Annotated in this window: 24 protein-coding genes; 12 read left to right on the top strand and 12 right to left on the bottom strand. The window is 64.7% G+C overall.

Going from position 1 to position 21,807, the window contains the following annotated elements; genetic code table 11:
• Positions 1 to 45: 45 nt before the first annotated feature.
• Both P9230_RS06125 and P9230_RS06130 read left to right on the top strand, forming a co-directional pair.
• The gene (locus P9230_RS06125; RefSeq protein WP_127215859.1) at positions 46 to 888 is read left to right on the top strand and encodes a protein-L-isoaspartate O-methyltransferase; all 843 of its coding nucleotides are present in this window, start codon (positions 46 to 48) and stop codon (positions 886 to 888) included.
• Between the two features lie 97 nt (positions 889 to 985).
• On the top strand, positions 986 to 1,636 hold the full coding sequence (locus tag P9230_RS06130; protein WP_127215860.1) for a dihydrofolate reductase family protein: 651 nt from the start codon (positions 986 to 988) through the stop codon (positions 1,634 to 1,636).
• 50 nt (positions 1,637 to 1,686) lie between these two features.
• Here P9230_RS06130 and P9230_RS06135 read toward each other — a convergent pair whose 3' ends face one another.
• A complete protein-coding gene (locus P9230_RS06135; RefSeq protein ID WP_278118347.1) occupies positions 1,687 to 2,553 on the bottom strand; it encodes a LysR substrate-binding domain-containing protein in 867 nt (288 codons plus the stop codon).
• A 99-nt stretch (positions 2,554 to 2,652) separates the two neighbouring features.
• Here P9230_RS06135 and P9230_RS06140 point away from each other — a divergent pair, with 99 nt between their 5' ends.
• The gene (locus tag P9230_RS06140) at positions 2,653 to 3,252 is read left to right on the top strand and encodes a LysE family translocator (protein ID WP_127215861.1); all 600 of its coding nucleotides are present in this window, start codon (positions 2,653 to 2,655) and stop codon (positions 3,250 to 3,252) included.
• A gap of 6 nt (positions 3,253 to 3,258) precedes the next feature.
• On the opposite strand, the gene P9230_RS06145 is transcribed toward P9230_RS06140, so the two are convergent.
• Positions 3,259 to 4,053 carry an SDR family oxidoreductase gene (locus tag P9230_RS06145; RefSeq protein WP_127215862.1) on the bottom strand — a complete coding sequence of 265 codons (795 nt, stop codon included), beginning with the start codon at positions 4,051 to 4,053 and terminating at the stop codon, positions 3,259 to 3,261.
• Between the two features lie 189 nt (positions 4,054 to 4,242).
• Between P9230_RS06145 and P9230_RS06150 the strand changes: the two genes are divergently transcribed.
• Positions 4,243 to 4,707, top strand: a complete 465-nt coding sequence (locus P9230_RS06150) for a MarR family winged helix-turn-helix transcriptional regulator (protein WP_278117913.1) — start codon at positions 4,243 to 4,245, stop codon at positions 4,705 to 4,707.
• 31 nt (positions 4,708 to 4,738) lie between these two features.
• Here the strand turns inward: P9230_RS06150 and P9230_RS06155 are convergent, their stop codons facing one another.
• Positions 4,739 to 5,917, bottom strand: coding sequence for an MFS transporter (locus tag P9230_RS06155; protein ID WP_278117915.1), 1,179 nt, complete (start codon positions 5,915 to 5,917; stop codon positions 4,739 to 4,741).
• A 193-nt stretch (positions 5,918 to 6,110) separates the two neighbouring features.
• Between P9230_RS06155 and P9230_RS06160 the strand changes: the two genes are divergently transcribed.
• The 5 genes from P9230_RS06160 to P9230_RS06180 all read left to right on the top strand — a co-directional run bounded on the left by P9230_RS06160 (position 6,111) and on the right by P9230_RS06180 (position 12,510).
• The gene (locus P9230_RS06160) at positions 6,111 to 6,467 is read left to right on the top strand and encodes a helix-turn-helix transcriptional regulator (protein ID WP_127217380.1); all 357 of its coding nucleotides are present in this window, start codon (positions 6,111 to 6,113) and stop codon (positions 6,465 to 6,467) included.
• A gap of 5 nt (positions 6,468 to 6,472) precedes the next feature.
• A complete protein-coding gene (locus P9230_RS06165; protein WP_278117917.1) occupies positions 6,473 to 7,231 on the top strand; it encodes a metallophosphoesterase family protein in 759 nt (252 codons plus the stop codon).
• Positions 7,232 to 7,343: 112 nt separating this feature from the next.
• Positions 7,344 to 8,108, top strand: coding sequence for an SH3 domain-containing protein (locus tag P9230_RS06170; protein WP_245457323.1), 765 nt, complete (start codon positions 7,344 to 7,346; stop codon positions 8,106 to 8,108).
• Between the two features lie 259 nt (positions 8,109 to 8,367).
• Positions 8,368 to 11,859: a carbamoyl-phosphate synthase large subunit gene (gene carB, locus P9230_RS06175; RefSeq protein ID WP_278117920.1), complete on the top strand. Its 3,492-nt coding sequence runs from the start codon at positions 8,368 to 8,370 to the stop codon at positions 11,857 to 11,859.
• A 315-nt stretch (positions 11,860 to 12,174) separates the two neighbouring features.
• Positions 12,175 to 12,510, top strand: coding sequence for a hypothetical protein (locus P9230_RS06180; protein ID WP_278117922.1), 336 nt, complete (start codon positions 12,175 to 12,177; stop codon positions 12,508 to 12,510).
• A 28-nt stretch (positions 12,511 to 12,538) separates the two neighbouring features.
• Here P9230_RS06180 and P9230_RS06185 read toward each other — a convergent pair whose 3' ends face one another.
• Both P9230_RS06185 and P9230_RS06190 read right to left on the bottom strand, forming a co-directional pair.
• Entirely contained in the window at positions 12,539 to 13,006 is a 468-nt protein-coding gene (locus P9230_RS06185; protein ID WP_067326725.1) for a hypothetical protein, read from the bottom strand.
• Complete coding sequence (locus tag P9230_RS06190; RefSeq protein WP_067326721.1) at positions 13,007 to 13,396, bottom strand: DUF6152 family protein; 390 nt, start codon at positions 13,394 to 13,396, stop codon at positions 13,007 to 13,009.
• Between the two features lie 224 nt (positions 13,397 to 13,620).
• On the opposite strand from P9230_RS06190, the gene P9230_RS06195 reads away from it, so the two are divergent.
• A complete protein-coding gene (locus tag P9230_RS06195) occupies positions 13,621 to 13,941 on the top strand; it encodes a DUF1476 domain-containing protein (RefSeq protein WP_066994550.1) in 321 nt (106 codons plus the stop codon).
• 31 nt (positions 13,942 to 13,972) lie between these two features.
• Here the strand turns inward: P9230_RS06195 and P9230_RS06200 are convergent, their stop codons facing one another.
• The 6 genes from P9230_RS06200 to P9230_RS06225 form a co-directional block, all read right to left on the bottom strand.
• Entirely contained in the window at positions 13,973 to 14,530 is a 558-nt protein-coding gene (locus tag P9230_RS06200; protein ID WP_278117926.1) for a DUF4142 domain-containing protein, read from the bottom strand.
• Between the two features lie 208 nt (positions 14,531 to 14,738).
• Positions 14,739 to 15,563, bottom strand: coding sequence for a carbohydrate ABC transporter permease (locus tag P9230_RS06205; RefSeq protein ID WP_067326710.1), 825 nt, complete (start codon positions 15,561 to 15,563; stop codon positions 14,739 to 14,741).
• Position 15,564: 1 nt separating this feature from the next.
• Entirely contained in the window at positions 15,565 to 16,503 is a 939-nt protein-coding gene (locus P9230_RS06210) for a sugar ABC transporter permease (RefSeq protein ID WP_095826842.1), read from the bottom strand.
• Positions 16,504 to 16,508: 5 nt separating this feature from the next.
• The gene (locus P9230_RS06215) at positions 16,509 to 17,777 is read right to left on the bottom strand and encodes an ABC transporter substrate-binding protein (RefSeq protein ID WP_278117929.1); all 1,269 of its coding nucleotides are present in this window, start codon (positions 17,775 to 17,777) and stop codon (positions 16,509 to 16,511) included.
• Between the two features lie 399 nt (positions 17,778 to 18,176).
• Positions 18,177 to 18,674 (bottom strand): GNAT family N-acetyltransferase, encoded by a 498-nt coding sequence (locus tag P9230_RS06220; protein ID WP_278117931.1) that lies wholly within the window; start codon positions 18,672 to 18,674, stop codon positions 18,177 to 18,179.
• A gap of 44 nt (positions 18,675 to 18,718) precedes the next feature.
• Positions 18,719 to 19,696: a lytic transglycosylase domain-containing protein gene (locus P9230_RS06225; RefSeq protein WP_278117933.1), complete on the bottom strand. Its 978-nt coding sequence runs from the start codon at positions 19,694 to 19,696 to the stop codon at positions 18,719 to 18,721.
• Between the two features lie 176 nt (positions 19,697 to 19,872).
• Between P9230_RS06225 and P9230_RS06230 the strand changes: the two genes are divergently transcribed.
• Positions 19,873 to 20,442, top strand: a complete 570-nt coding sequence (locus tag P9230_RS06230) for a methylated-DNA--[protein]-cysteine S-methyltransferase (protein WP_066994936.1) — start codon at positions 19,873 to 19,875, stop codon at positions 20,440 to 20,442.
• Positions 20,443 to 20,465: 23 nt separating this feature from the next.
• On the opposite strand, the gene P9230_RS06235 is transcribed toward P9230_RS06230, so the two are convergent.
• The gene (locus P9230_RS06235) at positions 20,466 to 20,795 is read right to left on the bottom strand and encodes a hypothetical protein (RefSeq protein ID WP_278117935.1); all 330 of its coding nucleotides are present in this window, start codon (positions 20,793 to 20,795) and stop codon (positions 20,466 to 20,468) included.
• A 273-nt stretch (positions 20,796 to 21,068) separates the two neighbouring features.
• Between P9230_RS06235 and P9230_RS06240 the strand changes: the two genes are divergently transcribed.
• Complete coding sequence (locus tag P9230_RS06240) at positions 21,069 to 21,281, top strand: cold-shock protein (RefSeq protein WP_066994534.1); 213 nt, start codon at positions 21,069 to 21,071, stop codon at positions 21,279 to 21,281.
• The last annotated feature ends 526 nt before the right edge of the window (positions 21,282 to 21,807 follow it).

The following is a 21,807-nucleotide window of genomic DNA, read 5'->3' on the forward strand; positions in this document are numbered from 1 at the left end:
GTTCGAGCCGCGACATCCCGGCCGGCCGCGCTATCTTCTGAAAGCATGACCGTTTCGGACGACGCCCGAAAATTCTACGCCAAACTGATGGCCGCGCATGCGCGCTCCGCCGATCCCCGCATCGAGGAGGCGTTCGCCTCCGTGCCGCGCGAGGCCTTTCTCGGCCCTGGACCTTGGACAGTCTTTGCCGGCGACGGAGCGTTCAAAACCCCGACTGCCGATCCAAGCTACATCTACCAGAACGTGCTGGTGGTGCTCGATGCCGACAAGGGCATCAACAACGGCGAACCGGTTCTGCACGCCATGTGGATCGGCAAGGTCGAACCGAAACCCGGCGAAGCCGTCACCCATATCGGCGCCGGTACCGGCTACTATACCGCGCTGCTGGCAAGGCTGGTCGAGCCCAGTGGCAGCGTCACCGCCTTCGAGATCGAAGCGGATCTCGCCGCGCAAGCCAAGGTGAACCTCGCGGCCTATGGCAATGTCGAGGTCGTTGCCGGCGACGCTGTCGCCGGCCCGCTACCGCCCTCCGACATCATCTATGTCAATGCTGCCGTCATTGCCCCGCCCCCTGCGTGGCTGAGGGCGCTCAGGCCCGGCGGCCGGCTGATCTTCCCCTGGCGGCCGGCGCAGCGTATCGGCCTCGCCGTGCTGGTCACCCGCATGCAGGCGGGGTTCGCCTGCCGGCCCTTCATGGGTTCCTGGTTCATCCCTTGCGTCGGCGCCTCCCTCGCCGGCCCGGAGGCAAGAGTGCCAACCCGCGAACGCGCCAGCCGTACGCGCTCGATCTGGCTGACCGAAGACAAGGCGCCCGATCGAACCGCCACCGCCGTGTTCGGCGATGTCTGGTTCTCGTCCCGCGCCATGCGCGCCGACAGCGAACGATAGAAATCTGCGGAAGCCTGTGTCGGAACGCAGGCTTGTCGCCCGTCCTTAGGACGAAATCCGGCCGCGACGGCGCGGATCACGAAAAGGGAGAAGACAGATGCGCAAGATCATCGCCGCCACATTCGTCAGCCTCGACGGCGTCATGCAGGCGCCAGGCGGCCCGGAAGAGGACCCGGTCGGCGGCTTTCAATTCGGCGGCTGGACCTTCCATTACTTTGACGAGGTGGCGGGCGAGGCAATGGACGAATTGTTCTCCAAGCCCTTCGCCCTGCTGCTCGGCCGCAGAACCTATGACATCTTCGCCGCGTATTGGCCGTATCAGAAAGATCCGATCGCAGATGCCTTCAACCCGGCGACCAAATATGTCGCGACGCATCGGCCGGATAGCCTGACCTGGCAGAACACGCAGCCGCTTGGACCAGACGTCGTTGCCAGGCTCAGGCAGCTCAAGCAGGAAGACGGACCCGATCTGCTCATCCAGGGTTCGGGCAATCTGATCCAGACCCTGCTCGCCAATGGGCTGATCGACGAGATCCGGTTGATGATCTTTCCGCTGTTGCTGGGCAAGGGAAAGCGCCTGTTCGGCGATGACGCGATGCCCGCCGCCTTCAAGCTCATCAAGTCGCAAACCACCAGCACGGGTGTCATCATGGCGACCTATGAACGTGGCGGCGGCGTCAAGACCGGATCTTTTGCGACAGAGCAGCCTTCCGAAGCCGAGCTCGAACGGCGCAAGAACTGGAAGTAGCGCCAAGGTTCCTCGCCCCCAAAGCGGGGGCGAGGAACGAAAAGTGTCGCTCACGCTGCCCGGCGATGCCGCGCCAGACCCTCGCGGATATGAGTGGCGAATGCCTCTGCCGTCCGCGTCACTGCATGCTTCGGCAGGTGCAGGTTGACGGAAAAATTCGGCAGCGCCGGTAAGTCGGCGTCGGACAGGATGTCGAGGTCGGCCGGAACCGTCGAGGCGAGCCAGGTGGTCACCGCAAGGTCCGACCGTACCGTTGCCATCGTTGCGTCGATGTTGCCGTTCTCGAACACGGTGCGCCAATCGAGCCCGTGCGTGCCGAGCGCCGCCAGCACCGCGGGACGGAAGGCGCAGCTATCCGCGACCATGGAGACCGGCAAAGGCCGCTTCAGGCGCGCCGAGCCGCCTCTGGCACCGACCCAGACCAGCCGGTCGACCACCAGGCACTCGCCGGCCGTCGGACCGGCCCGCTCCTCGATGACGGCAAGGTCGATCGTCCCTGCCGCCAGCGCCGCCGCGAGCTCGGGCGAGGAAGCGCAGACCAGCGAAATCTCCACCTGCGGATAGGCTTCGGCATAGGCTTTCAGCACCGGCGCGAGCAGCGTGCCGACGAGATCATAAGGCATGCCGATCCGCACCCCGCCGGCGACCGCCTTGCCGCTTATCTCCGCCAGGATCTCGTCATTGAGCTGCAGCAGGCGCCTGGCCTTGTCGAGCAGCCGCTCGCCGGAGCGTGTCAGCTTCAGGCCGCGGCGGTCGCGCTCGAACAACGTCCGGCCAAGGATCTCCTCCAGCCGCTTGATCTGCTGGCTGACGGCACCCTGCGTCAGATGAAGCGCATTGGCGGCCGCCGTCATGCTGGCCTTGTCGGCCGTCATGACGAAGGTGCGGATGAGGGTCGTGTCGAGGTCGCGGATCATGGCAGGCATTATATTCTCTAATGTAAACTATATCAAACATTGCATTTACTGATGCCGCGAAGCGCATAAGCATGCCGGTTTCTCGACTGGGAAGCCCGCATGTCCGAAACCATCATCCCCCTTGTCCTGTTCGCGTTGATCTCGACCTCGACGCCCGGCATCGCCACGACGCTGTCGACGGCATCCGGGGCGCAGTTCGGCTTTCGCCGATCGGTGCCGCTGATGGCCGGCAGCGCCGCGGGACTGGCGTCGGTAGCGGCGGCGGGTGCTGCCGGCCTGGCCGGGCTGATCGCCGCCGTCCCCTCGCTCCAGCTTGCGATGAAGATCGCCGGCTCGCTCTATCTGATCTGGCTGGCGATCAGGATCGGCCGCAGCGGCCCGCCCAAGCTCGACGTGAGCATGGCTAGGCCGAACAGCTTCTTCGGCGGCGCCGGCATCCAGTGGATGAACCCGAAAGGCTGGGCGATGGGGCTGGGCGCCGCGGCGTCCTTCGCGGCCCTGGCGGATGGTCCGCTGCAACTCGCGCTGCTTCTCGGCGCCGTGTTCGGCCTTGCCGCGGCTTTGTCGCTGTCGTTGTGGTGCGTGGCAGGAACCCTGCTTGCGCGCCTGCTCAAGACTGAGCGCCAGTGGCGCGCTCTCAACATCGTGCTCGCCCTGCTGCTGGCCGCCTCGATCCTGCAGATGTGGCGGCCAGCTTGAGAGAGGTCAGACGGCGTAGCGCGCCGCCGGCTTGCCGGAGAACAGGCTGCCGAAGAACTGGTCTCTGGCGCCGAGATAGGCCGTCAGCCCGGCCGCGTCGGCAAGGCCGGGCGCGGTGACGGTTTCGCCCTGGGCGAAGCCGGCAAGTGCCGCGTCGACCAGATCCTCGGCGCTCATGATCCAGTCCGGATTGAGCCTGTCGAGGCTGATTCCGGAGACGTCCCACAACTCGGTGCGGACCGGTCCAGGCACGACGGACTGGACTTTCACTTCGGTGCCGGCGACTTCCTTTTGCAGCGCTTCGGTGAAGTTGGCGACATAGGCCTTTGTGCCGCTGTAGATGCCGCCAACGGCAATGCCATAGGCGACGACGGAGGCGATGTTGATGATCCCGCCGCGATTGCGCTTGATGAGGCCCGGCAGCACGGCGCGGGTCAGCCTGGTCAGCGCCACGACATTGACCTTGATCATGCGTTCGGCCGCATCGGCATCGGCGTCGGCAATCGTCTCCAGGCCGCCCACGCCGGCATTGTTGATCAGCAGCGTCACGCTGTCGTCCGTCGAAACCGCCTGCTCGACACGGCGCAGATCGGCATCGGCCGCAAGGTCGGCGACGATCGTCTCGACCTTGCGGCCATAGGCATAGGAGAGCCTGTCGGCCAGCTCCCGCAGCCGGTCGGCGCGGCGCGCCACCAGCACCAGGTCGTAGCCCTGCCCCGCAAGCCGGTCCGCGTAGACCGCGCCGATGCCCGACGATGCGCCGGTGATGACGGCCGTGCCCTTGTTGTCCTTCGTGCTCATTGTCCTGTTCCTTTGTTCGCTTCGCGCGGCTCGGCGCCGATGATCGCATCATCAGCCGAACCTCTGATTTCATTTAGTGGCATATGCCACTTTTGCCGAAGTAGGTATATGCCACTATCTTGTCAACGGCAGCGGCGAAAACTATTTCTGCGACAGGCCGGCGCGTCTTTGCGCCGGCAAGGAGCGATCATGGACGAAGCTCGGAAGCCGGGATTCAGCGACTGCAACAATGCCACGCTGCGGCGCGCTGCGCGCAGCCTCGGCCGCTTCTACGACGACGCGCTGTCGCCGTCGGGCCTGAAGAGCACGCAGTTCGGGCTGCTCTTTCAGATCCACATCAGCGATGAGCCGGCGATGGGCACCATCGCCGAGGCGCTGATCATGGATCTGTCCGCGCTCGGCCACACGCTGAAGCCGCTGATCCGCGACGGCTATGTCGAGACTTTTCCCGATAAGGACGACCGCCGCGTCAAGCGCGTCCGGCTGACGTCGCAAGGCAAGGCCAAGCTCGACGAGGCGCTCAAGCTTTGGAGCGTCGCGCAGCGGCAATTCGAGGACAAGGTCGGCGCGGAGCAGGCGGCGAAGCTTCGCGCGGCATTGGACGCCGTGGCCGACCTCGACCTGGAGATGCCGGCGGCCGCCTTTTCGAACTGAAAAAGCGGCCGCCGATCAGGTTTGAATGCAATTATTCGGCCGGCATTGCCACCGGGCGTGCAAGCAGCCTTCCCGCCAAGACGATGCCCAGACCCAGGATCGGGAACACCGCGGCGACCAGGCCGAGATCGGCCGGTGCGCCGAAGCGCAGCACGGCGGCGCCGACCACAGCGCCCAAAGCGACGCCGAAGTAAAGCGCCGAGGCGTTGAGCGAGAGCACGATCGGGGCGGCATCGGGCGCTATTTTGATGATCCGGCTCGCCTGGGCCGGCGGGAAGGCCCAGCCGACGATGCCCCACGGCACCATCATGCCCATCAGCGCCGGCCCGGCGATCGAATGCGGCAGGAAGGTCGAGATCAGCGAGAGGGTAACGAGCATCGCTGCGCTCAGCCCCAGCGACCAGCAAACCGTGCGCGCCGCGCCGAAACGGTCGGCCGCCTGGCCGCCGGCGATGTTGCCGATGACGGCGCCAACGCCGAATGCGAGCAGCATGCCGGGAAGCGCCAGCGGGCTGAGCCCGCCGCACTCGATCGCCAGAGGCGCGATGAAGGCAAAGACGGTGAAGGCGCCGACCAGCGCCAGCACGGTCGTGACCAGGATCGGCAACACGCCGGGACGGACCGCCGCCGCCAGCCGCGCCTTGAGCGGCAGCCTGGTGCCGACAATACCGCGCGGCAGCCGCCACCACAGGATCGCGCCGGCAAGCGCGCCGAGGCCGGCAATGGCGAAGAACGTGCCGCGCCAGCCGGCAATCGCCGCCACCAGCGCGCCGAGCGGCGCGCCGACCGCGACCGCCACCGTGGTGCCGCCGACCACGACCGCGATGGCGCGGGCCCTGTGATGGTCGTCGACCAGCGCCACGGCCGTGCCTTGCGCGGTTGCCGCGAACAGGCCGGACGACAGCGCCATGACGATGCGTGCGATGAGCAGCAATTCGAAGGACGAGCTTAGCGCCGCGACGATATTGCCGATGACGAAGAACACCAGCGTCCACAGGATGACGCGCCGCCGGTCCCACTCGCCGGTCAGCGTCGCCAGGATCGGCGCGCCGATCGCATAGGCGAGCGCGAAGGCGGTGATCAGCGAGCCGGCGAGCGGAACGGAGATGCCGGCATCCGCGGCGATATCGGGAAGAAGGCTGGAGATGACGAAGCCTTCGGTCGAGATCGCAAACGATCCGAGCGCAAGCCAGAAGATCCGCTTGTCCATGGGATATGTCCTTTGTTCAAAAGTTATTGAACAATTGGACATGAAGGAGCATGATGTCAACGGAACTTGGGCAAATTAGCGGAACCCTGCTGACAGCCCTGTGTCAGGACGGCGTAGAAACCGGGAAGCTGCGTAACCAAGCAAGAAGCGGAGATGCGTTGAAGTTGGTGCCGTTTGCGCTTAATTCTCAGCCATGACCTTGCCTCATCCGACCGCCGATCAGATCAGCCTGCCGATCGTGCTTGCCGTGCTCGGCGACCCGACCCGGCTGGCCATCGTGCGCTTTCTCGCCAGCAAGGAAGGCGTGCCGATGAACTGCGGCAAGTTCCTCGACCTCGCCTCCAAGACCAATCTCAGCTACCACCTCGCCAAGCTGCGCGAGGCTGGCGTGACGCGCACCGAAGCGGTCGGCACCAGCCGGCTGATCACCCTGCGCCGCGACGACCTCGACAGGCGCTTCCCCGGCCTGCTCGACAGCGTGATCGCCGCGGCTGACGGCGACAAGGATCTGCCGGCGGTCGGCACCGCCGAAGTCGAGGTTTCGGCCTGAACCGCATGCGCATCGCTGTTATCGCCGACATCCATGGCAACCTCCTGGCATTAGATGCCGTGCTTGACGATCTCCGGTCGCGCGGCGGCGCCGACATCACCCTCAATCTGGGCGACTGCGTCTCCGGACCGCTCTGGCCGCATGAGACGATGGAACGGCTACAGGCGCTGAACCTGCCGACGGTGCGCGGCAATCACGACCGCCGCGTGGCGCAGGATACGGCCGACGAGACCATGTGGCCGTCCGATCGCTTCGCCCAGGAACGGCTGACCGCGTCGCAGCGCGAGGCGTTGCTCGCCCTGCCGCTGACATTGGAGATCGCGCCCGGCGTCGTCGCCTTCCACGCCCGGCCGTATCATGACGAGAAATATCTCGCCGACGCCATTGTCGATGGCCAGCTGGTGCGCGCCCCGCTTGCCGCGATCAGGCGCCGGCTCAAACCGGTCGATCCGGCCTGCCGCCTGGTGCTGTGCGGCCACAGCCATCGCAACGAGCTCATCCGCATCCCCGGCGGTCCGGTGATCTTCAATCCCGGCAGCGTCGGCTGCCCCGCCTATGACGATGACACGCCGCCGGTGCATGTGTCCCAGCAGGGCACGCCGCATGCGCGCTACGGCATTGTCGAATCTGGCACTGACGGCCGTCCCAGCCGCTTTGAGAGCATTGCCGTCGACTACGACCATGAAGCCGCCGCAAAGCAGGCCGAACAAGCGGGAAGACCGGAATGGGCGCAAGCGCTGCGGACTGGTTTTATAAGGGATTGAGCGAAGCTCATATCCAGGGTTGAGCGAAGCTCATAGCCAGGATTGAGCGCCACGTTTGAAGTGCATTGTTTATGGCCGAGGGATGAAGCGCAAAGCCACGCTCCGATCGACGATGCTGATCGCCGCCCCTTTGTGCCTGGCCGCCCTGCCGGCCTTGGCTCAGGATGCGCCCGGGACAATCATCTCGATCATCGGTGGCCTCGCGCCGGATGATTTGCTCAATATTCGCGCTACCGCTTCACCGGGCGGAAAGATCGAGGCGCGCCTGCCCAACGGCGCGGCCGTCAAGAATTACGGCTGCAAGGCCGTCAACAACTATCCATGGTGCAAGGTCGAGGACACGCAGGACGCCCACATAACCGGCTGGGCGCCGGCCCGCTATCTCAGCCCCAACAACCCGGCGTCGCCCCCTGAAGACACCGCCACGTCGGCGACCGCGGCTGCCGCACCCCGGCCACCTCCCGAAGAACCGCAGCTTGACATCGCGGCGCGCCTGGGCGGCGGCGACCCGGCCGATCCGCCCTCCGCGGCCGAGATCGGACAGACCGCCATGCAGGACGCTTATGCTCTCGCCTTCGCGGCCGCGGCAAATGCCCAGTCCGACACCGCCCTGGATGCCGGCATCCCGTGCGCGCGTCATGTCGGCCAACCGATGACCCGGTGCGAAATCAGTGTCGCGCAAAAAGGCGGCGACAGCTCCGTGACGGTGACCTGGCCGGACGGCGGCGCGCGCATCATCAACTTCCATGACGGCAAGCCCGCCGGCTCCGACTCCTCGGACGAATTCCGCTTCACCCGCGAAGGCAGCCTCAACATGATCCGCATCGGCGTGTCGGAGCGGTTCGAGATCACGGATGCGCTGGCGCTGGGGGAGTAAGGCAGTGCGGCAATAAGGCAGTAGGGGAAAGAAAGCACCTACTGCCCTACTGCCCTACTGCCCTACTGCCCTACTGCCCTACTGCCCTACTGCCCTACTGCCCTACTGCCCTACTGCCTTCATTTTCGGGGTTACATCCCGCAAAACTCTTCCCTATAAGGCCCTCCTAGCCTGATACCTGAATCGCAAGCACAACCGGCCGGGACCTCCCCCGTCCCGGTTTTTCGTGCAAGCCGCTCGCCGAACGGATTTTTCGAATATGCCAAGACGCACCGACATCAAGTCGATCCTGATCATCGGGGCCGGCCCCATCGTCATTGGCCAGGCTTGCGAGTTCGACTATTCCGGCACCCAGGCCTGCAAGGCGCTGAAGGAAGAGGGTTTCCGCGTCATCCTGGTCAACTCCAACCCGGCCACCATCATGACCGATCCGGAGCTGGCCGACGCTACCTATATCGAACCGATCACGCCCGAGGTGGTGGCCAAGATCATCGCCAAGGAGCGGCCGGACGCGCTGCTGCCGACCATGGGCGGCCAGACGGCTCTCAACACGGCGCTCTCGCTGCGCCGCATGGGCGTGCTCGACCGCTATCAAGTACAGATGATCGGCGCCGACGCGGCGGCCATCGACAAGGCCGAGGACCGCGCGCTGTTCCGCCAGGCGATGAGCAAGATCGGGCTGGAGACGCCGCGCTCGATGCTGGCCAACGCCACAGAAGTCAAGGACGCCGACCGCAAGATCCACGAGGCCGAGCGCGCCGCGCTCAAAGCCGAGAACCCCGAAAACCTCGATGCCGCGCTCGATGCTTTGGAGACGCGCTGGAATCTCGGCGAAGGCGACCGCAAGCAGCGCTATATCAGCCACGCCATGGCGATCGCGGCGCAAGCGCTCGACCATGTCGGCCTGCCGGCGATTATCCGCCCCTCCTTCACCATGGGCGGCACCGGCGGCGGCATCGCCTACAACCGCGCCGAATTCTACGACATCGTTCAGTCCGGCCTCGACGCCTCGCCCACCACGGAGGTGCTGATCGAGGAGAGCGTGCTCGGCTGGAAGGAGTATGAGATGGAAGTGGTCCGCGACAAGGCGGACAACTGCATCATCATCTGCTCGATCGAGAACCTCGACCCGATGGGCGTGCACACCGGCGACAGCATCACCGTCGCGCCGGCCCTGACCTTGACCGACAAAGAGTATCAGATGATGCGCAACGCCTCGATCGCGGTGCTGCGCGAGATCGGCGTCGAGACGGGCGGCTCCAACGTCCAGTTCGCCGTCAATCCGGCCGACGGCCGCCTCGTGGTCATCGAGATGAACCCGCGCGTCTCGCGCTCGTCCGCGCTCGCCTCGAAGGCGACCGGCTTCCCGATCGCCAAGGTCGCGGCAAAGCTCGCCGTCGGCTACACGCTGGACGAGCTGGAGAACGACATCACCGGCGGTGCGACGCCGGCCTCGTTCGAGCCGTCGATCGACTATGTGGTGACCAAGATCCCGCGCTTTGCCTTCGAGAAATTCCCGGGCGCCGAGCCGGTGCTGACCACCGCCATGAAGTCGGTGGGTGAGGTGATGGCCATCGGTCGCAGCTTCCAGGAATCGCTGCAGAAGGCCCTGCGCGGACTGGAAACCGGCCTCACCGGCCTCGACGAGATCGAGATCCCCGGCCTTGGCTCGGCAGACCACGTCGACGACCGCAATGCCATCCGCGCCGCGCTCGGCACGCCGACCCCCGACCGGCTGCGCATGGTGGCGCAGGCGATCCGCATGGGCACCTCGCTCGAAGACGTGCACGCCATGTGCAAGATCGACCCTTGGTTCCTCGAGCAGATCGCCGGCATCATCGCCATGGAAGAGCGCATCCGCGAGCACGGCCTGCCGCAGGATGCGCCGAACCTGCGCATGCTGAAGGCGATGGGCTTCTCCGACGCACGCCTGGCGTCGCTGACCAGAACCGACGCGGAAGTCATTCAGAAGACCAGGCAAAAGCTCGGCGTTCATCCGGTCTATAAGCGCATCGACACCTGCGCCGCCGAGTTCGCCTCGCCGACCGCCTACATGTACTCGACCTATGAGACGCCCTTCGCCGGCGAGCTCGCCAACGAGGCGCGCGTCTCGTCGCGCAAGAAGGTCGTCATCCTCGGCGGCGGCCCGAACCGCATCGGCCAGGGCATCGAGTTCGACTATTGCTGCTGCCATGCCGCCTTTGCGCTGCGCGACGCCGGCTTCGAGGCGATCATGGTCAACTGCAACCCGGAGACAGTGTCGACCGACTACGACACGTCCGACCGGCTCTATTTCGATCCGCTGACGCCGGAGGACGTGCTGGAGATCCTGCGCGCCGAGCAGGCCTCCGGGGAACTGGTCGGCGTCATCGTCCAATTCGGCGGCCAGACACCGCTGAAGCTGGCCGACGCGCTGGAGAAGGCCGGCATCCCGATCCTCGGCACTTCACCCGACATGATCGACCTTGCGGAAGACCGCGACCGTTTCCAGAAGCTGTTGCACAAGCTCGGGCTCACCCAGCCGAAGAACGGCATCGCCTATTCGGTCGAGCAGGCGCGCCTCGTCGCTGCCGAGCTCGGCTTTCCGCTGGTGGTGCGCCCGTCCTATGTGCTCGGCGGCCGCGCCATGCAGATCATCTACAACGAAGGCATGCTGCAGACCTATCTGCTCGACACCGTGCCCGGCCTGGTGCCGGAGGACATTAAGCAGAAATACCCGGCCGACAAGACCGGCCAGATCAACACGCTGCTCGGCAAGAACCCGCTTTTGTTCGACACTTATCTGACCGGCGCCACCGAGGTCGATGTCGACTGCCTCTGCGACGGCAAGGAAACCTTCGTCTCCGGCATCCTGGAGCACATCGAGGAGGCCGGCATCCATTCGGGCGACAGCGCCTGCTCGCTGCCGGTGTATTCGCTGCAGCCGGAACTCGTCGACGAGCTGGAACGCCAGACCGCCGCACTTGCCCGGGCGCTCAATGTCGGCGGCCTGATGAACGTGCAATACGCCATCAAGGACGGCACGGTCTATGTGCTTGAGGTGAATCCCCGCGCCTCGCGCACCGTGCCCTTCGTCGCCAAGACCATCGGCCGTCCCATTGCGAAAATCGCCGCCCGCATCATGGCCGGCGAGACGCTGGAAAACGCCTTCGCGCATTACGGCGCCATGCCTGACGCGCGCAATCCCGGCCATATCGCGGTCAAGGAAGCCGTCTTCCCCTTCGCCCGCTTCCCCGGCGTCGACATATTGCTCGGGCCGGAAATGCGCTCGACCGGCGAGGTGATGGGCCTCGACCGCGACTTTGCGCTGGCCTTCGCCAAGAGCCAGCTAGGGGCGGGTGTTGATCTCCCCCGCGCGGGCACGCTGTTCGTCTCGGTGCGCGACGAAGACAAGAAGGGAATTCTGCCCGCCGTAAAACGCCTCGCCGAGCAGGGCTTCAAGGTGCTTGCCACCTCCGGCACCGCCCGCTTCCTCGCCGAGAACGGCGTGACGGCGGAAAAGATCAACAAGGTACTCGAAGGCCGCCCCCACATCGAGGACGCCATCCGCAATCGCCAGGTCCAGATCGTCTTCAACACCACCGACGGCCAGAAAGCCGTGTCGGACTCGAAGTCGCTCCGCCGCGCGACGCTGATGCAGAAGGTGCCGTATTACACCACGCTGTCGGGTGCTGCGGCCGTGGCCGAGGCGATCGCGGCGCTAAGGGCGGGGAACCTCGAGGTCCGGCCGCTGCAGGAATATTTTGGGTAAGGCTATTGGCGCTACGAAGCGCACCAGCCACGGTGCAATCTCTGTCTAATGAATCGTCTTGCCAATCTTCGGCGGCAGGCGACAAGGCAACGCTCATTCGGGCGGCCCATTCCAGCGATTGGCTGACTATTAATGAACCGTTGCCGCAACCGCTGGCCTATCGACTGAGCGCCCGTTTCGCCTGCTTAGGATTGCGCCGTAGAGCGCGACTTCGTGCCCTTTCATCTCAGGGCATTGGTACCGGCACCGATTAGCAACTTCGGAACTCTGCTTCCCCGCATTCTGCTCGTAGACTAAAAATCTGCGATGAATGACATGTCCGAAGGCGAAATCGACCTGCGGTGCTCGCAGACAGTCGCCGACAACGCCGCCAAGGGGCTGCGCCTGCGCAAGGAGTTCGGCCGCGGCGGCACCGAGATTGGCGTCGCGCGGGCGACGGAGTTGAAGAACCGCAAGAACCTTTCACCCTCGACCATCCGCCGCATGGTCAGCTATTTCGCCCGCCATGAGGTCGACAAGCGCGGCAAGAACTACGGCAACGAGGAAAATCCCTCTGCCGGCTACATCGCCTGGCTGCTGTGGGGCGGCGACGAAGGCCGCGCCTGGGCGCTGGAGATGAAGAAGAAAGTCGGCAACGCGCCGGACATCTGAGCAGCAGCCGGCTCTTCGTGGAACTGCTTCACAAAAACCCTATGAACCGCCCGGCGAAAAGCACGCAGGTCCACAGGCCGAGCGAAATCACGGCCAGGACGGCCGCGATGCCCCCGGCCGACTCGGCCACCCCGCTCGTGCGGGTCAAGCGCGTGAAGGCGAGGAAATTGGCCCCCGCCAGCAGGATCAGTGTTATCTTGGCAACGAAGATCGGCATCGCCGCATAGGTGCCCGCCTTTACCGAAAACAGCAGCGCCCCGGTGATGATCGCGCCGCCAAACGCCCCAAGGGCTACGCGGCGCAGCAGCGCGACGAACGGCGCGTGGGGCAGCGAGCGGAAGGCGCCAAGGACGCTGAAATCCATGAGGCCGACGCTGGTGAGCAGCGCGCCGACCGCCATGATGTGCAGCGCATTGACGATCGGATAGGCGACGAAGGAGGCTTTCAGCCCGCGCACCAAGGCAAGCTGCTCGATGCCGGCCAGAAACTCCGCCATCTAGGCCGGCGGCAGTCGGTCGGGATAGACGTCGTAGCGCTTGCCGCCGACGATGATGCGCACCGCCTTCATGCGCTTTTCCGCCTCCTCGCGCGAGCGATGGCCAATCGCGGTCACCGCGTCGCCGACCTTGGCGACCTCCTCGGTGAAGCCGGCGGCGATGGTGCGGGCCGGCGGCGCCATCTCCACCCGCCACACCTCCCCCTTCGCATCGACGTCCAGCGTCGCATGCGGATTGCCGATATAGATCGCCGCGATCTTGCCCTTGAGCTCGAAGAAGTCGTCCTGCGTCCACGACCAGCCGTGATGGGCATAGGCGGCAGTGCCGGCAGCAAACATCAACGCCGCCGTCAGCACGACGCCCTGCATATGGTTCAACGGTGACTTCATCGCCCGTCTCCTCCACTCCTCCTGCCAGGTCGAAAGTAGGCTACGGCCCGGCCAGGTCAAATCACATCGGAGCTTCGGCCCGGCATGGCACGAATTTCGGGTCCGCGGCGTCCACACCACGATCAGGCCTTGCTACAGGCCTTCATGCTCCCCATTTTCGCTTCTCCTGGCCGCTCTTCGCATGCATCGGAGGCGGTCGAACTCACGTCTGAGCGAGGCAAACCATGAGCAGCATGAGGGACCGTCAGGAAGGCTTCGAAAAGAAATTCGCAATGGACGAGGAGACGAAGTTCAAGGCCGTGGCGCGCCGGAACAAGCTGCTCGGCCTGTGGGCCGCCGAAAAGCTCGGCAAATCCGGCGTGGATGCCGACGCCTATGCGAAAGAGGTGGTGCGCGCGGATTTCGAGGAAGCGGGCGACAACGACGTGTTCCGCAAGGTCCGTGCCGACTTCGACGCGGCGGGCGTCGTCCAGTCGGATGCCCAGATTCGCCAGGCCATGGACGAGTTGCTGGCAACGGCGGTCGAGCAGATCAAGGCGAGCTGAGGACCCGCTGCGGGGGGCAGAAACCACGCCCTCACCCGTGATGCGCCACCGCCAGTTCCTTCACATGCTTCTCGTGCATTTTCAGCACCGGCAGAGTCTTCTTGGCGAATTCCTTCAGCGCCGGGTCGTCGCCGGAATTGGCATAGGTGCTGAACAGCGCGACCGCGTCCCTGTGCGCATCCATCTGCATCTTGATATACTTCCGGTCGAACTCCGTGCCGCTCGCCTGCTTCAGCTCGCCTAGCATCTGCTGTTCCTTAGGCCCCAGAGCGGGGCCGGCAGGCTTGATAGAAGCCGTCGTCTGGCCCTGGCTCATCGCCGCCTTGAAATCCTCCCCGGCCTTGATGTGGTCCCTGACCATCTCGTCGGCAAAAGCCTTGACTTCGTCCGACTGCGACTTCTCCTCGGCCAGCCTGCTCGCCTGGATTTCGAACTCGTTGGCATTGGGTACGGTGGTGACGAAAGTCTGCGTGTCGACCTTGTTGTCTGCCGCCATTGGCGCGACATCGTTGCTGTCGCTCGACTGAGCAAGGGTGGCCGGCGCGCCGGCAAGGAGCGCCATGGCGGCCGCGGTCAGAAGCGTTTTCATCTGGAATCTCCGATCAGCCCCTTGCACTTCCAACGCGAAATGGCGCTGCCGGTTGCGTTGAGGGCGTGAAGGAGGCCGTGTTGAGTCAGGGTCAGGCCGAGCCGAGGATGGTCGTACCGAGAATACCGGAGCGTGCTTGAAGTACGTGAACACCGAAGCGCAGGACACCGCCATTCGCAGCCCGGCATCACCTGAACATCAGCACGGCCTATCCCTTCACGCCGCCGGCGGTTAGGCCGGAAACGATCTTGCGTTGGAAGATCAGCACCAGCACCACCAGCGGCACCGTGACGATCACCGAAGCGGCCATGATGTTGCCCCAGGGGATCTCGAACTGCGAGTTGCCGGAAAGCAGCGCGATCGCCACCGGCACCGTGCGCTGCGCGTTGTTGGAGGTGAAGGTCAGCGCAAACAGGAACTCGTTCCATGCGCCGATGAAGGCGAGCAGCCCTGTCGTCGCCAATGCGGGCCACATCAGCGGCAGAAAGACGCGAGTGACGATGATCCATGGCGTCGCGCCGTCGAGGATCGCCGCTTCCTCGATTTCGACCGGCAGGTCGCGCACGAAGGCGGTGAGCACCCAGACGGTGAACGGCAGCGTGAAGATCATGTAGGAGAAGATCAGTCCGATGAGCGAATTGTAGAGGCCGAAGGCCCGGATGATCTCGAACAGGCCGGCCAGCACCGCGACCTGCGGAAACATCGACACCGACAATATGGCAAGCATCAGCGCCGAACGGCCGCGGAACCGGACGCGTGCCAGCGCGTAGGCGGATGTCACGCCGAGCAGCAGCGAGATGAGCACGACGGCGCCCGAGACGACCAAGGAATTCAAGAGATTGCGCAGGAAAGGACCTTCGACCAGCACGTTCCTGTAGTTGGCGAGGCTTAACGCCTGCGGCCAAAGGCTCGCCTCGAACAACTCGGTGCCGGATTTCAGGCTGGTGACGACGGCGTAATAGAGCGGAAACACCGCGACGAAGACGATTGCCCCCACCAGGAGGAAGAAGCCTAAACGCTTCAACATCGCCATCTCAGCGGCCTCCTTCCAGCTCTATCCGGCCGATGCGGATGTAGGAAATGGTGAGCAGCGCGACGATCAGGAAAAGCAGCGTCGAGGCGGCCGAGCCATAGGCGAACTTGTCGAACTCGAACAGGTTCTCGCGCACGAACACCGACATCGATTTGGTGTGCACATTGTTGGGCGTCAGCACGTAGATCAGGTCGAAGATGCGCAGCGCGTCGAGCGCGCGGAAGATCACCGCAACCATGACCGCCGGGCGGATGAGCGGCAAGGTCACCTTCCAGAAGATCTGCCACGGATTGGCGCCGTCGAGCCTGGCGACCTCGATAACATCGCGCGGCAGCATCTGCAGCGCGGCGAGGAAAAGCAGCGCCATGAACGGCGTCGTCTTCCAAATGTCGACGATCAGTACCGCGATCATCGCCGTGTCGGTGCTCGCGGTCCAGGCGATTTTGGCGTCGATCAGGCCAAGGTTGAGCAGCACCGCATTGATGATGCCGAACTGGTCGTTGAGCATCCACTGCCACATCTTGGCCGAGACGATGGTCGGGATCGCCCAGGGAATGAGGATCGCCGCCCTGACGAAGCCGCGGCCTCTGAAATCGGCGTTGAGAACGAGCGCCACGATCATGCCGAGGACCGTTTCGCAGCTCACCGACACCACGGCGAAGAGCAGCGTGTTCCACACGGCGCGCCACCAGACCGGATCGGCGAGCAGCCCGTCATAGAGCACGCGGCCGCTCGGCATGCTGAGCATCGAGAAATAATTGTCGAAGCCGACCCATTGACGGGCGTCGAGATCGGCCAATGAGGCGTCGGTGAAGCTGTAGTAGAAAGTGCGCAGGAGCGGCCAGCCGGCGACGGCGGCAAGGACCAGAAGCATCGGCGCCAGAAACAGCCAGGCCGAGCGCACGCGTTGCCGCATCAGGCGCGAGCGGCTCACAGGCATCGCCCTCACCAGCCCTTGCCCTTCAGCTTGGTCAGCCTAGCTTCGAGATCGGCCAGATTGTCGGCGGCGCTGCCGTCGCCCGACATGGTGTTGTGGACGGCCGTCCAGAACTGGCTCGAGGCTTCGTTGTACTTGATTTTGGCGACCGCCGAAGGGCGCGGCGCCGCGTTGAGGAATATCTGCTTCCAGCGCGGGACGATCGGCTGTTCCCTGGCGATATCGGGATCGTCATAGAGCGCTTTGATGGTGGGCAGGTTGGACGTCCTCAGCGTCCGATATTTCTGCATCTCGGGCGAGGCGATGAACTTCACCAGATCGATCGCCGCGTCCTGGTGCTTGGAATATTTGGAAACCGCGAGATTCCAGCCGCCGAGCGTTGCCGTCGGCCGGGCGTCTTCGCCGGTTCCTGCCGGCAGCGGCGCCACATCGAACTTGCCCTTGATCGGTGAGGTCTCGCTGTTGCCGAGCGCATAGGCATAGGGCCAGTTGCGCATGAAGACGGCATTGCCGGTCTGCCAGACGCCGCGCGATTCCTCTTCCTGGTAGGCGAGCACGCCCGGCGGCGCAATGGTGCCGATCCAGCCCTTGACCATGTCGAGCGCGGCCGCGGCTTGTCGGTTCTTGATGGAGACCGTGCCGTTGGGCTCGATGATCTGGCCGCCGCCATTCGACATCACCCATTCGAGCGCATCGCAGGTCAGCCCCTCATAGGCGTTGCCCTGGAAGACGAAACCCCACAGGTCCTTGTTGCCGGCGGTGCGCTCCTTGTCCATGACGAGCTTGGCGGTGTCGGCCAGTTCCTGCCAGGTGGTCGGCACCTTGGCGCCGTATTTGTCGAGCAGATCCTTGCGGTAATAGAGTGCCGGCGCGTCGGTGAAGATCGGCAGCGCCACCAGCTTTCCGTTCACGGTCTGCGACTGGATGATCGACGGGAAGTGCTCGGCCACGATATCCCTGGTCGCCGCGGTGAGATCGACGAGTTGGCTGGCAAGCTGCGGCGCCCAGATCACGTCGGTCTGGTAGACGTCAATGTCGCTGTTTCCCGCCGCGAGCCACAATCTGAACTGACCGAACTGGTCGGTGCCCGACGGCGGTATCACCACGATGTCGACCTTGTTGCCGCTCTGCTTCTGGTAGCGGTCGAGTATCTCGCGCAAGACCTTGATGCCGTTGCCCGTGTCGCCCGACACGATCGACAGCTCGACCGCGCGAGCCGGCGCCACCGCGAGCATCGCGCCGACGGCAAGTGCGAGGAATGCGCGGTAAAATTTCATGCTGGTGGGCCTCGCCTCGGAACCGTCCACGCGGACCTTGCCGCGTCGGCTGATGATGACCCTCCGCCCGCATTGAATGCGGAGCGACGCTTCGGGGTTCCAGACATGGCCATCGGGGACGGGCCGCGAGGGGACTGACCCGAGTCACTCGGTTAAGGGAGATCTCGCGATTGGCCGCACGCCCAAAGCGGGCGGGCTCCGAAACCCGCCGCCCCGGAGCCCGCCTTGGAGTGGCTGACGCATGCCGGCACAGCCTCTCCGACGCCTTGCCAGCGTCGATCCGCCGATCGGCCGCCCTGCACCACGACGCATTAGCATGCCCTAACGTCAGCTTGTGTGAAGCGGTTCACAATGCGCCCCGCATTCGGTTGTGCCGCCGCAGGCAAATGCCGCGAAGCGTTACCCTTCCCACGCCACTGGGAGCATGTCGAGCCGCTCGTAAAGCCTGAAGGCGGCGGGGTTCTTCACCGTGTTGGTCTTGAGGTCGACATGGGCTGCACCCCTGTCGCGGAAAGTCAGGAACACGTGCCGCATCAGCGCCTCGCCGATGCCGTGCCTTCGCGAGTCCGGATGAACCGCCAGATCCTTGACGAAGCCCGACGCCCAGCAAAGCGCGGCGCCCGCCAGCAGCCCCTTGCCGTCGATGACGAGGAAACAGAGGTCCGGATCGAACTCGGCATCGTCTGAGATGCGCGGCCACCATTCTTCGAACGGACCTTCGGCGCCGTCGTCGAATGCCTCTTCCAGCAGCGCGTGCAGGGCCTGCGCATCCCTGTGCTCGAACGGGCGCATGACGAAGCCTTCCGGCCAATGCGGCGCGGTCAGCGCATCATCGAGAAGCTTGCGAAGGCGGACATCGTTTGGGGTCGGCGGCCGGCGGCTGTCAGTGTCACGCATGCAACTGCCCCAAAGACCGATGGGACGCGCCTCGTTGCCGGCGCTCAGGCGCCTGGCTGCAGGCGGCGGCGGTCGACGCCGAGACCCGTTTGATCGAGCAGGCCCTTGCGCTTGGCGTCGTAATAATAGCCCGTCTGATAGAGCTGGTCGGCCCGCTTGGCATTACCGCCCGAGACCAGCCAGGCGCCGCGCAGGTATTTGACAGCGTATTTGAGATTGGTTTCGGCGTCGAACAGGCCGGCTGCCGGCCCGTCATAGCCCATGCCGCGTGCGGTCGCGTGCTTGATCTGCATCAGTCCCCAATGACCGTGATTATAGGCCTTCGGATTGAAGGTGCTCTCGCGGTTGACGACATGGCGCACCAGATCGACCGGCACTTCGTAGATCGCCGAATATTTCTCGATCAGCCGCTCGATCTCGGCGCGCGGACCTGTGGCATGCTGTTCGGGCTGGCCCGGTTGGGCAAGCAGCGCCGGGTTCTGCGGCATCACATAGGCGACCTGCTGCACGCCCGGCATGGGAGCCACCTTCGCTGATTGGCCGGTGACCGGCATGGCAACAGCGGCGCTCTTGTAGGCGGCGGCCTGCTTGAGCGCACCGGGGCCGGTCGGCGATGCGCCGGCCAGCAGCACCGGCGGCGGCGGAAACTGCCCGGCGACGGGTGTCGAGCCGGCGAACGCGGCAGGTTGCGCCGGCGGCGGAAGGGCGGCGCCGGGTTGCGCCGGCGGCGGCAACGGCGCACCAGCCGTCGTCGCGCCAGGCGCCGTCGCCCCAGGTGCCGTCGCCAGGGCCACGGCATCGCCGGTCAGCGCCGCCGTTTGCACCTGAGCGAGGCCGGAAGGCTCCGGCAGCACAGCAACGGTTTCGGGCAGCGCGATGGTCGGTGTGTCGTCCTCGGCGGCCGGCGTCGATGCCGCCGCAAGCGCCGGCGAGGGTTTCATCTGTGAGGTCGAGGTACAGCCGCTGAGGCTGGCAGCGGCAACGAGCACGCCGATCGCGGTGAGGATGATTTTCGCTGCCAAGCCCTGCAGGTCCGATTGTCGGTTGTTGAAAAGTCCTTACACCAGCGATTCCAACCGGGCAATCAGGGCCAGTGTGCAGCTTTCAGGTGGCGAGACTCGAAGCAAACTGCGATATTGTTCCCCATCTGTACTGTAGATGTACCCGTTTTTCGCAGTTTGCGGAAAGGAGCGCACCCATGGAAAACGCATTGCCGATCACGGCCGGCCACGCAGTGTTAGAAACAGTGATCGGCTTCATGGGCATCGCCTGGAGCGAAAAGGGCCTGATCCGGCTCTGCCTGCCCGAGCGTAGCCGCGAAGCGGTCGAGCGCCGCCTGTTTCGCCATGCCGGCGTCTCTACCTCCACCGAACAGCCGCAATGGGTGGTCGAACTGATCGCCTCGATCAAGGCCTATGCGGCCGGGGAGGATGTCGATTTCTCCGGCGTGCCGGTCGATCTCGACGGCGTCGACGATTTCCGCCTCGCCATCTATGACGCTGCGCGCAAGCTCGGCTTCGGCGAGACCACCACCTATGGCGAACTGGCCAAGCGGGCCGGCCATGCCGGGCTTGCCCGCGAAACCGGTGCAGCCCTCGGCGCCAATCCGGTGCCGCTGGTCATTCCCTGCCACCGCATCCTTGCCGCGGGGGGCAAGATCGGCGGCTTCTCGGCTACCGGCGGCTCGGCCACCAAGGAGAAGATGCTGGCCATGGAAGGCGTGCGGGTCGGTCCGCCGCCGGCCGCTCAGGCATCATTCGCGTTCTGACACAGCTTGCCGAACGCCGGACTCTAATGACGCGGAAAGATCCGCCGTCGGAAATGCCGGTCGAAGTCCGGCCGTTTGCAGATATAGACGGGGCAGGATTTGACATCGGCGCTCGGCACATAGGCCCGCGCCCTCACCTCGCCCATGTTGCAGAAGCGCTCGTCCCGCACATAGCGGTCATAAAGCGGCAGTCCCCGCACGCGCGTCGACTGATAGCGCAGGATGACCGCGCCCTGCCTGGCGATCGTCGCCCGCACGCGGTCGCAGCTCATGCGCGTCGGGTCGTAGCGCGAGACGGCCTGCGCCTCGGCGGCCACCAACATCAGGCAGGCGGCAAGCAGAATTGTCCTCATGATCTTCTCCCGCAACAGCAAGCGTATCTTCCCTCCACAACGCATCCCTGGCCGCAAACCTTCCAAGCGCAGTGGGCTCCGTTGGACGCTATCGCGGCACATGCCGGTAACGCCATCTTGTTTTCGTTCGCGAACCATACTATATCCGGCGCATTGAATTTGGCCGATCGATCGGGCCGCGATCTTCGCGTTTGCTGACGTCTATCTCCAAAATTTCGATACCACCGGCCGGGCTTTGGTCCGGTCAAACGAAGCAAATGTGAAGGACTCTACATGGCAACTGGTACGGTTAAGTGGTTCAACGCCACCAAGGGCTACGGCTTCATCCAGCCCGACAATGGCGGCGCGGACGTTTTCGTCCACATCTCCGCCGTCGAGCGCGCTGGCATGACCACCCTCGTTGAAGGCCAGAAGATCAGCTTCGAGATCGAGCAGGACCGCCGCACCGGCAAGTCCGCTGCTGGGTCTCTGAGCAAGGCAGCCTGATTTGGCGCTGGCATTTTGCAGCCGGGCGTGATCGCCTGGCATTGCACAATGCGCCTAGTTAGCGACGCGCACCGGGCGAGAGCCTGGAGCGGGCGGCAAGTCACGGATGTACTGACGGTCGTGCGATAAGCGCGCCGGAGCGAAAGGACCCGACAAGCTGGAACAGCAGATAGCTGCCGGCCCGGCCCCAACGCTCCCGATCAGGCTACCGGCATAGGAAGGCGGGCATGGTCCCGCCTTTTTTGTTACCTGAATTGGCAAGCCGCCGCCCGCGCTTGTGGTCCCACTTTGCTGCCGGCAAACTGCGTGACCAAAGGCAGTTCGCCGTACCGGCCGACAAGAACTTCACTTCGATGAGACCAATCCGCGACATCCATCCCTCCATTTCAAAAAGGTGGGAGAGCTTTGGTCGGCCAGGATAGACGACAATTATCGGCCTTGGCCCTCGAAAGCGCTGATGGCTTCGACTGGATCTGGATCGGCACCCCATGCCGAATACGATCGTCTCATCAAATAGCCAGCATTC

It is taken from the genome of Mesorhizobium sp. WSM4887, assembly GCF_029625865.1.
Lineage (GTDB): Bacteria > Pseudomonadota > Alphaproteobacteria > Rhizobiales > Rhizobiaceae > Mesorhizobium.

Bases quoted from the DNA above. Each gene is read 5' to 3' on its own strand.
- carB (WP_278117920.1), top strand. From the start codon at position 8,368: ATGCCAAGACGCACCGACATCAAGTCGATCCTGATCATCGGGGCCGGC.
- P9230_RS06205 (WP_067326710.1), bottom strand. From the start codon at position 15,563: ATGGCGATGTTGAAGCGTTTAGGCTTCTTCCTCCTGGTGGGGGCAATC.
- P9230_RS06145 (WP_127215862.1), bottom strand. From the start codon at position 4,053: ATGAGCACGAAGGACAACAAGGGCACGGCCGTCATCACCGGCGCATCG.
- P9230_RS06235 (WP_278117935.1), bottom strand. From the start codon at position 20,795: ATGAGGACAATTCTGCTTGCCGCCTGCCTGATGTTGGTGGCCGCCGAG.
- P9230_RS06155 (WP_278117915.1), bottom strand. From the start codon at position 5,917: ATGGACAAGCGGATCTTCTGGCTTGCGCTCGGATCGTTTGCGATCTCG.
- P9230_RS06140 (WP_127215861.1), top strand. From the start codon at position 2,653: ATGTCCGAAACCATCATCCCCCTTGTCCTGTTCGCGTTGATCTCGACC.
- P9230_RS06200 (WP_278117926.1), bottom strand. From the start codon at position 14,530: ATGAAAACGCTTCTGACCGCGGCCGCCATGGCGCTCCTTGCCGGCGCG.
- P9230_RS06150 (WP_278117913.1), top strand. From the start codon at position 4,243: ATGGACGAAGCTCGGAAGCCGGGATTCAGCGACTGCAACAATGCCACG.
- P9230_RS06230 (WP_066994936.1), top strand. From the start codon at position 19,873: ATGGAAAACGCATTGCCGATCACGGCCGGCCACGCAGTGTTAGAAACA.
- P9230_RS06195 (WP_066994550.1), top strand. From the start codon at position 13,621: ATGAGCAGCATGAGGGACCGTCAGGAAGGCTTCGAAAAGAAATTCGCA.
- P9230_RS06185 (WP_067326725.1), bottom strand. From the start codon at position 13,006: ATGGCGGAGTTTCTGGCCGGCATCGAGCAGCTTGCCTTGGTGCGCGGG.
- P9230_RS06220 (WP_278117931.1), bottom strand. From the start codon at position 18,674: ATGCGTGACACTGACAGCCGCCGGCCGCCGACCCCAAACGATGTCCGC.
- P9230_RS06135 (WP_278118347.1), bottom strand. From the start codon at position 2,553: ATGATCCGCGACCTCGACACGACCCTCATCCGCACCTTCGTCATGACG.
- P9230_RS06240 (WP_066994534.1), top strand. From the start codon at position 21,069: ATGGCAACTGGTACGGTTAAGTGGTTCAACGCCACCAAGGGCTACGGC.
- P9230_RS06170 (WP_245457323.1), top strand. From the start codon at position 7,344: ATGCTGATCGCCGCCCCTTTGTGCCTGGCCGCCCTGCCGGCCTTGGCT.
- P9230_RS06165 (WP_278117917.1), top strand. From the start codon at position 6,473: ATGCGCATCGCTGTTATCGCCGACATCCATGGCAACCTCCTGGCATTA.
- P9230_RS06130 (WP_127215860.1), top strand. From the start codon at position 986: ATGCGCAAGATCATCGCCGCCACATTCGTCAGCCTCGACGGCGTCATG.
- P9230_RS06125 (WP_127215859.1), top strand. From the start codon at position 46: ATGACCGTTTCGGACGACGCCCGAAAATTCTACGCCAAACTGATGGCC.
- P9230_RS06160 (WP_127217380.1), top strand. From the start codon at position 6,111: ATGACCTTGCCTCATCCGACCGCCGATCAGATCAGCCTGCCGATCGTG.
- P9230_RS06215 (WP_278117929.1), bottom strand. From the start codon at position 17,777: ATGAAATTTTACCGCGCATTCCTCGCACTTGCCGTCGGCGCGATGCTC.
- P9230_RS06210 (WP_095826842.1), bottom strand. From the start codon at position 16,503: ATGCCTGTGAGCCGCTCGCGCCTGATGCGGCAACGCGTGCGCTCGGCC.
- P9230_RS06180 (WP_278117922.1), top strand. From the start codon at position 12,175: ATGTCCGAAGGCGAAATCGACCTGCGGTGCTCGCAGACAGTCGCCGAC.
- P9230_RS06190 (WP_067326721.1), bottom strand. From the start codon at position 13,396: ATGAAGTCACCGTTGAACCATATGCAGGGCGTCGTGCTGACGGCGGCG.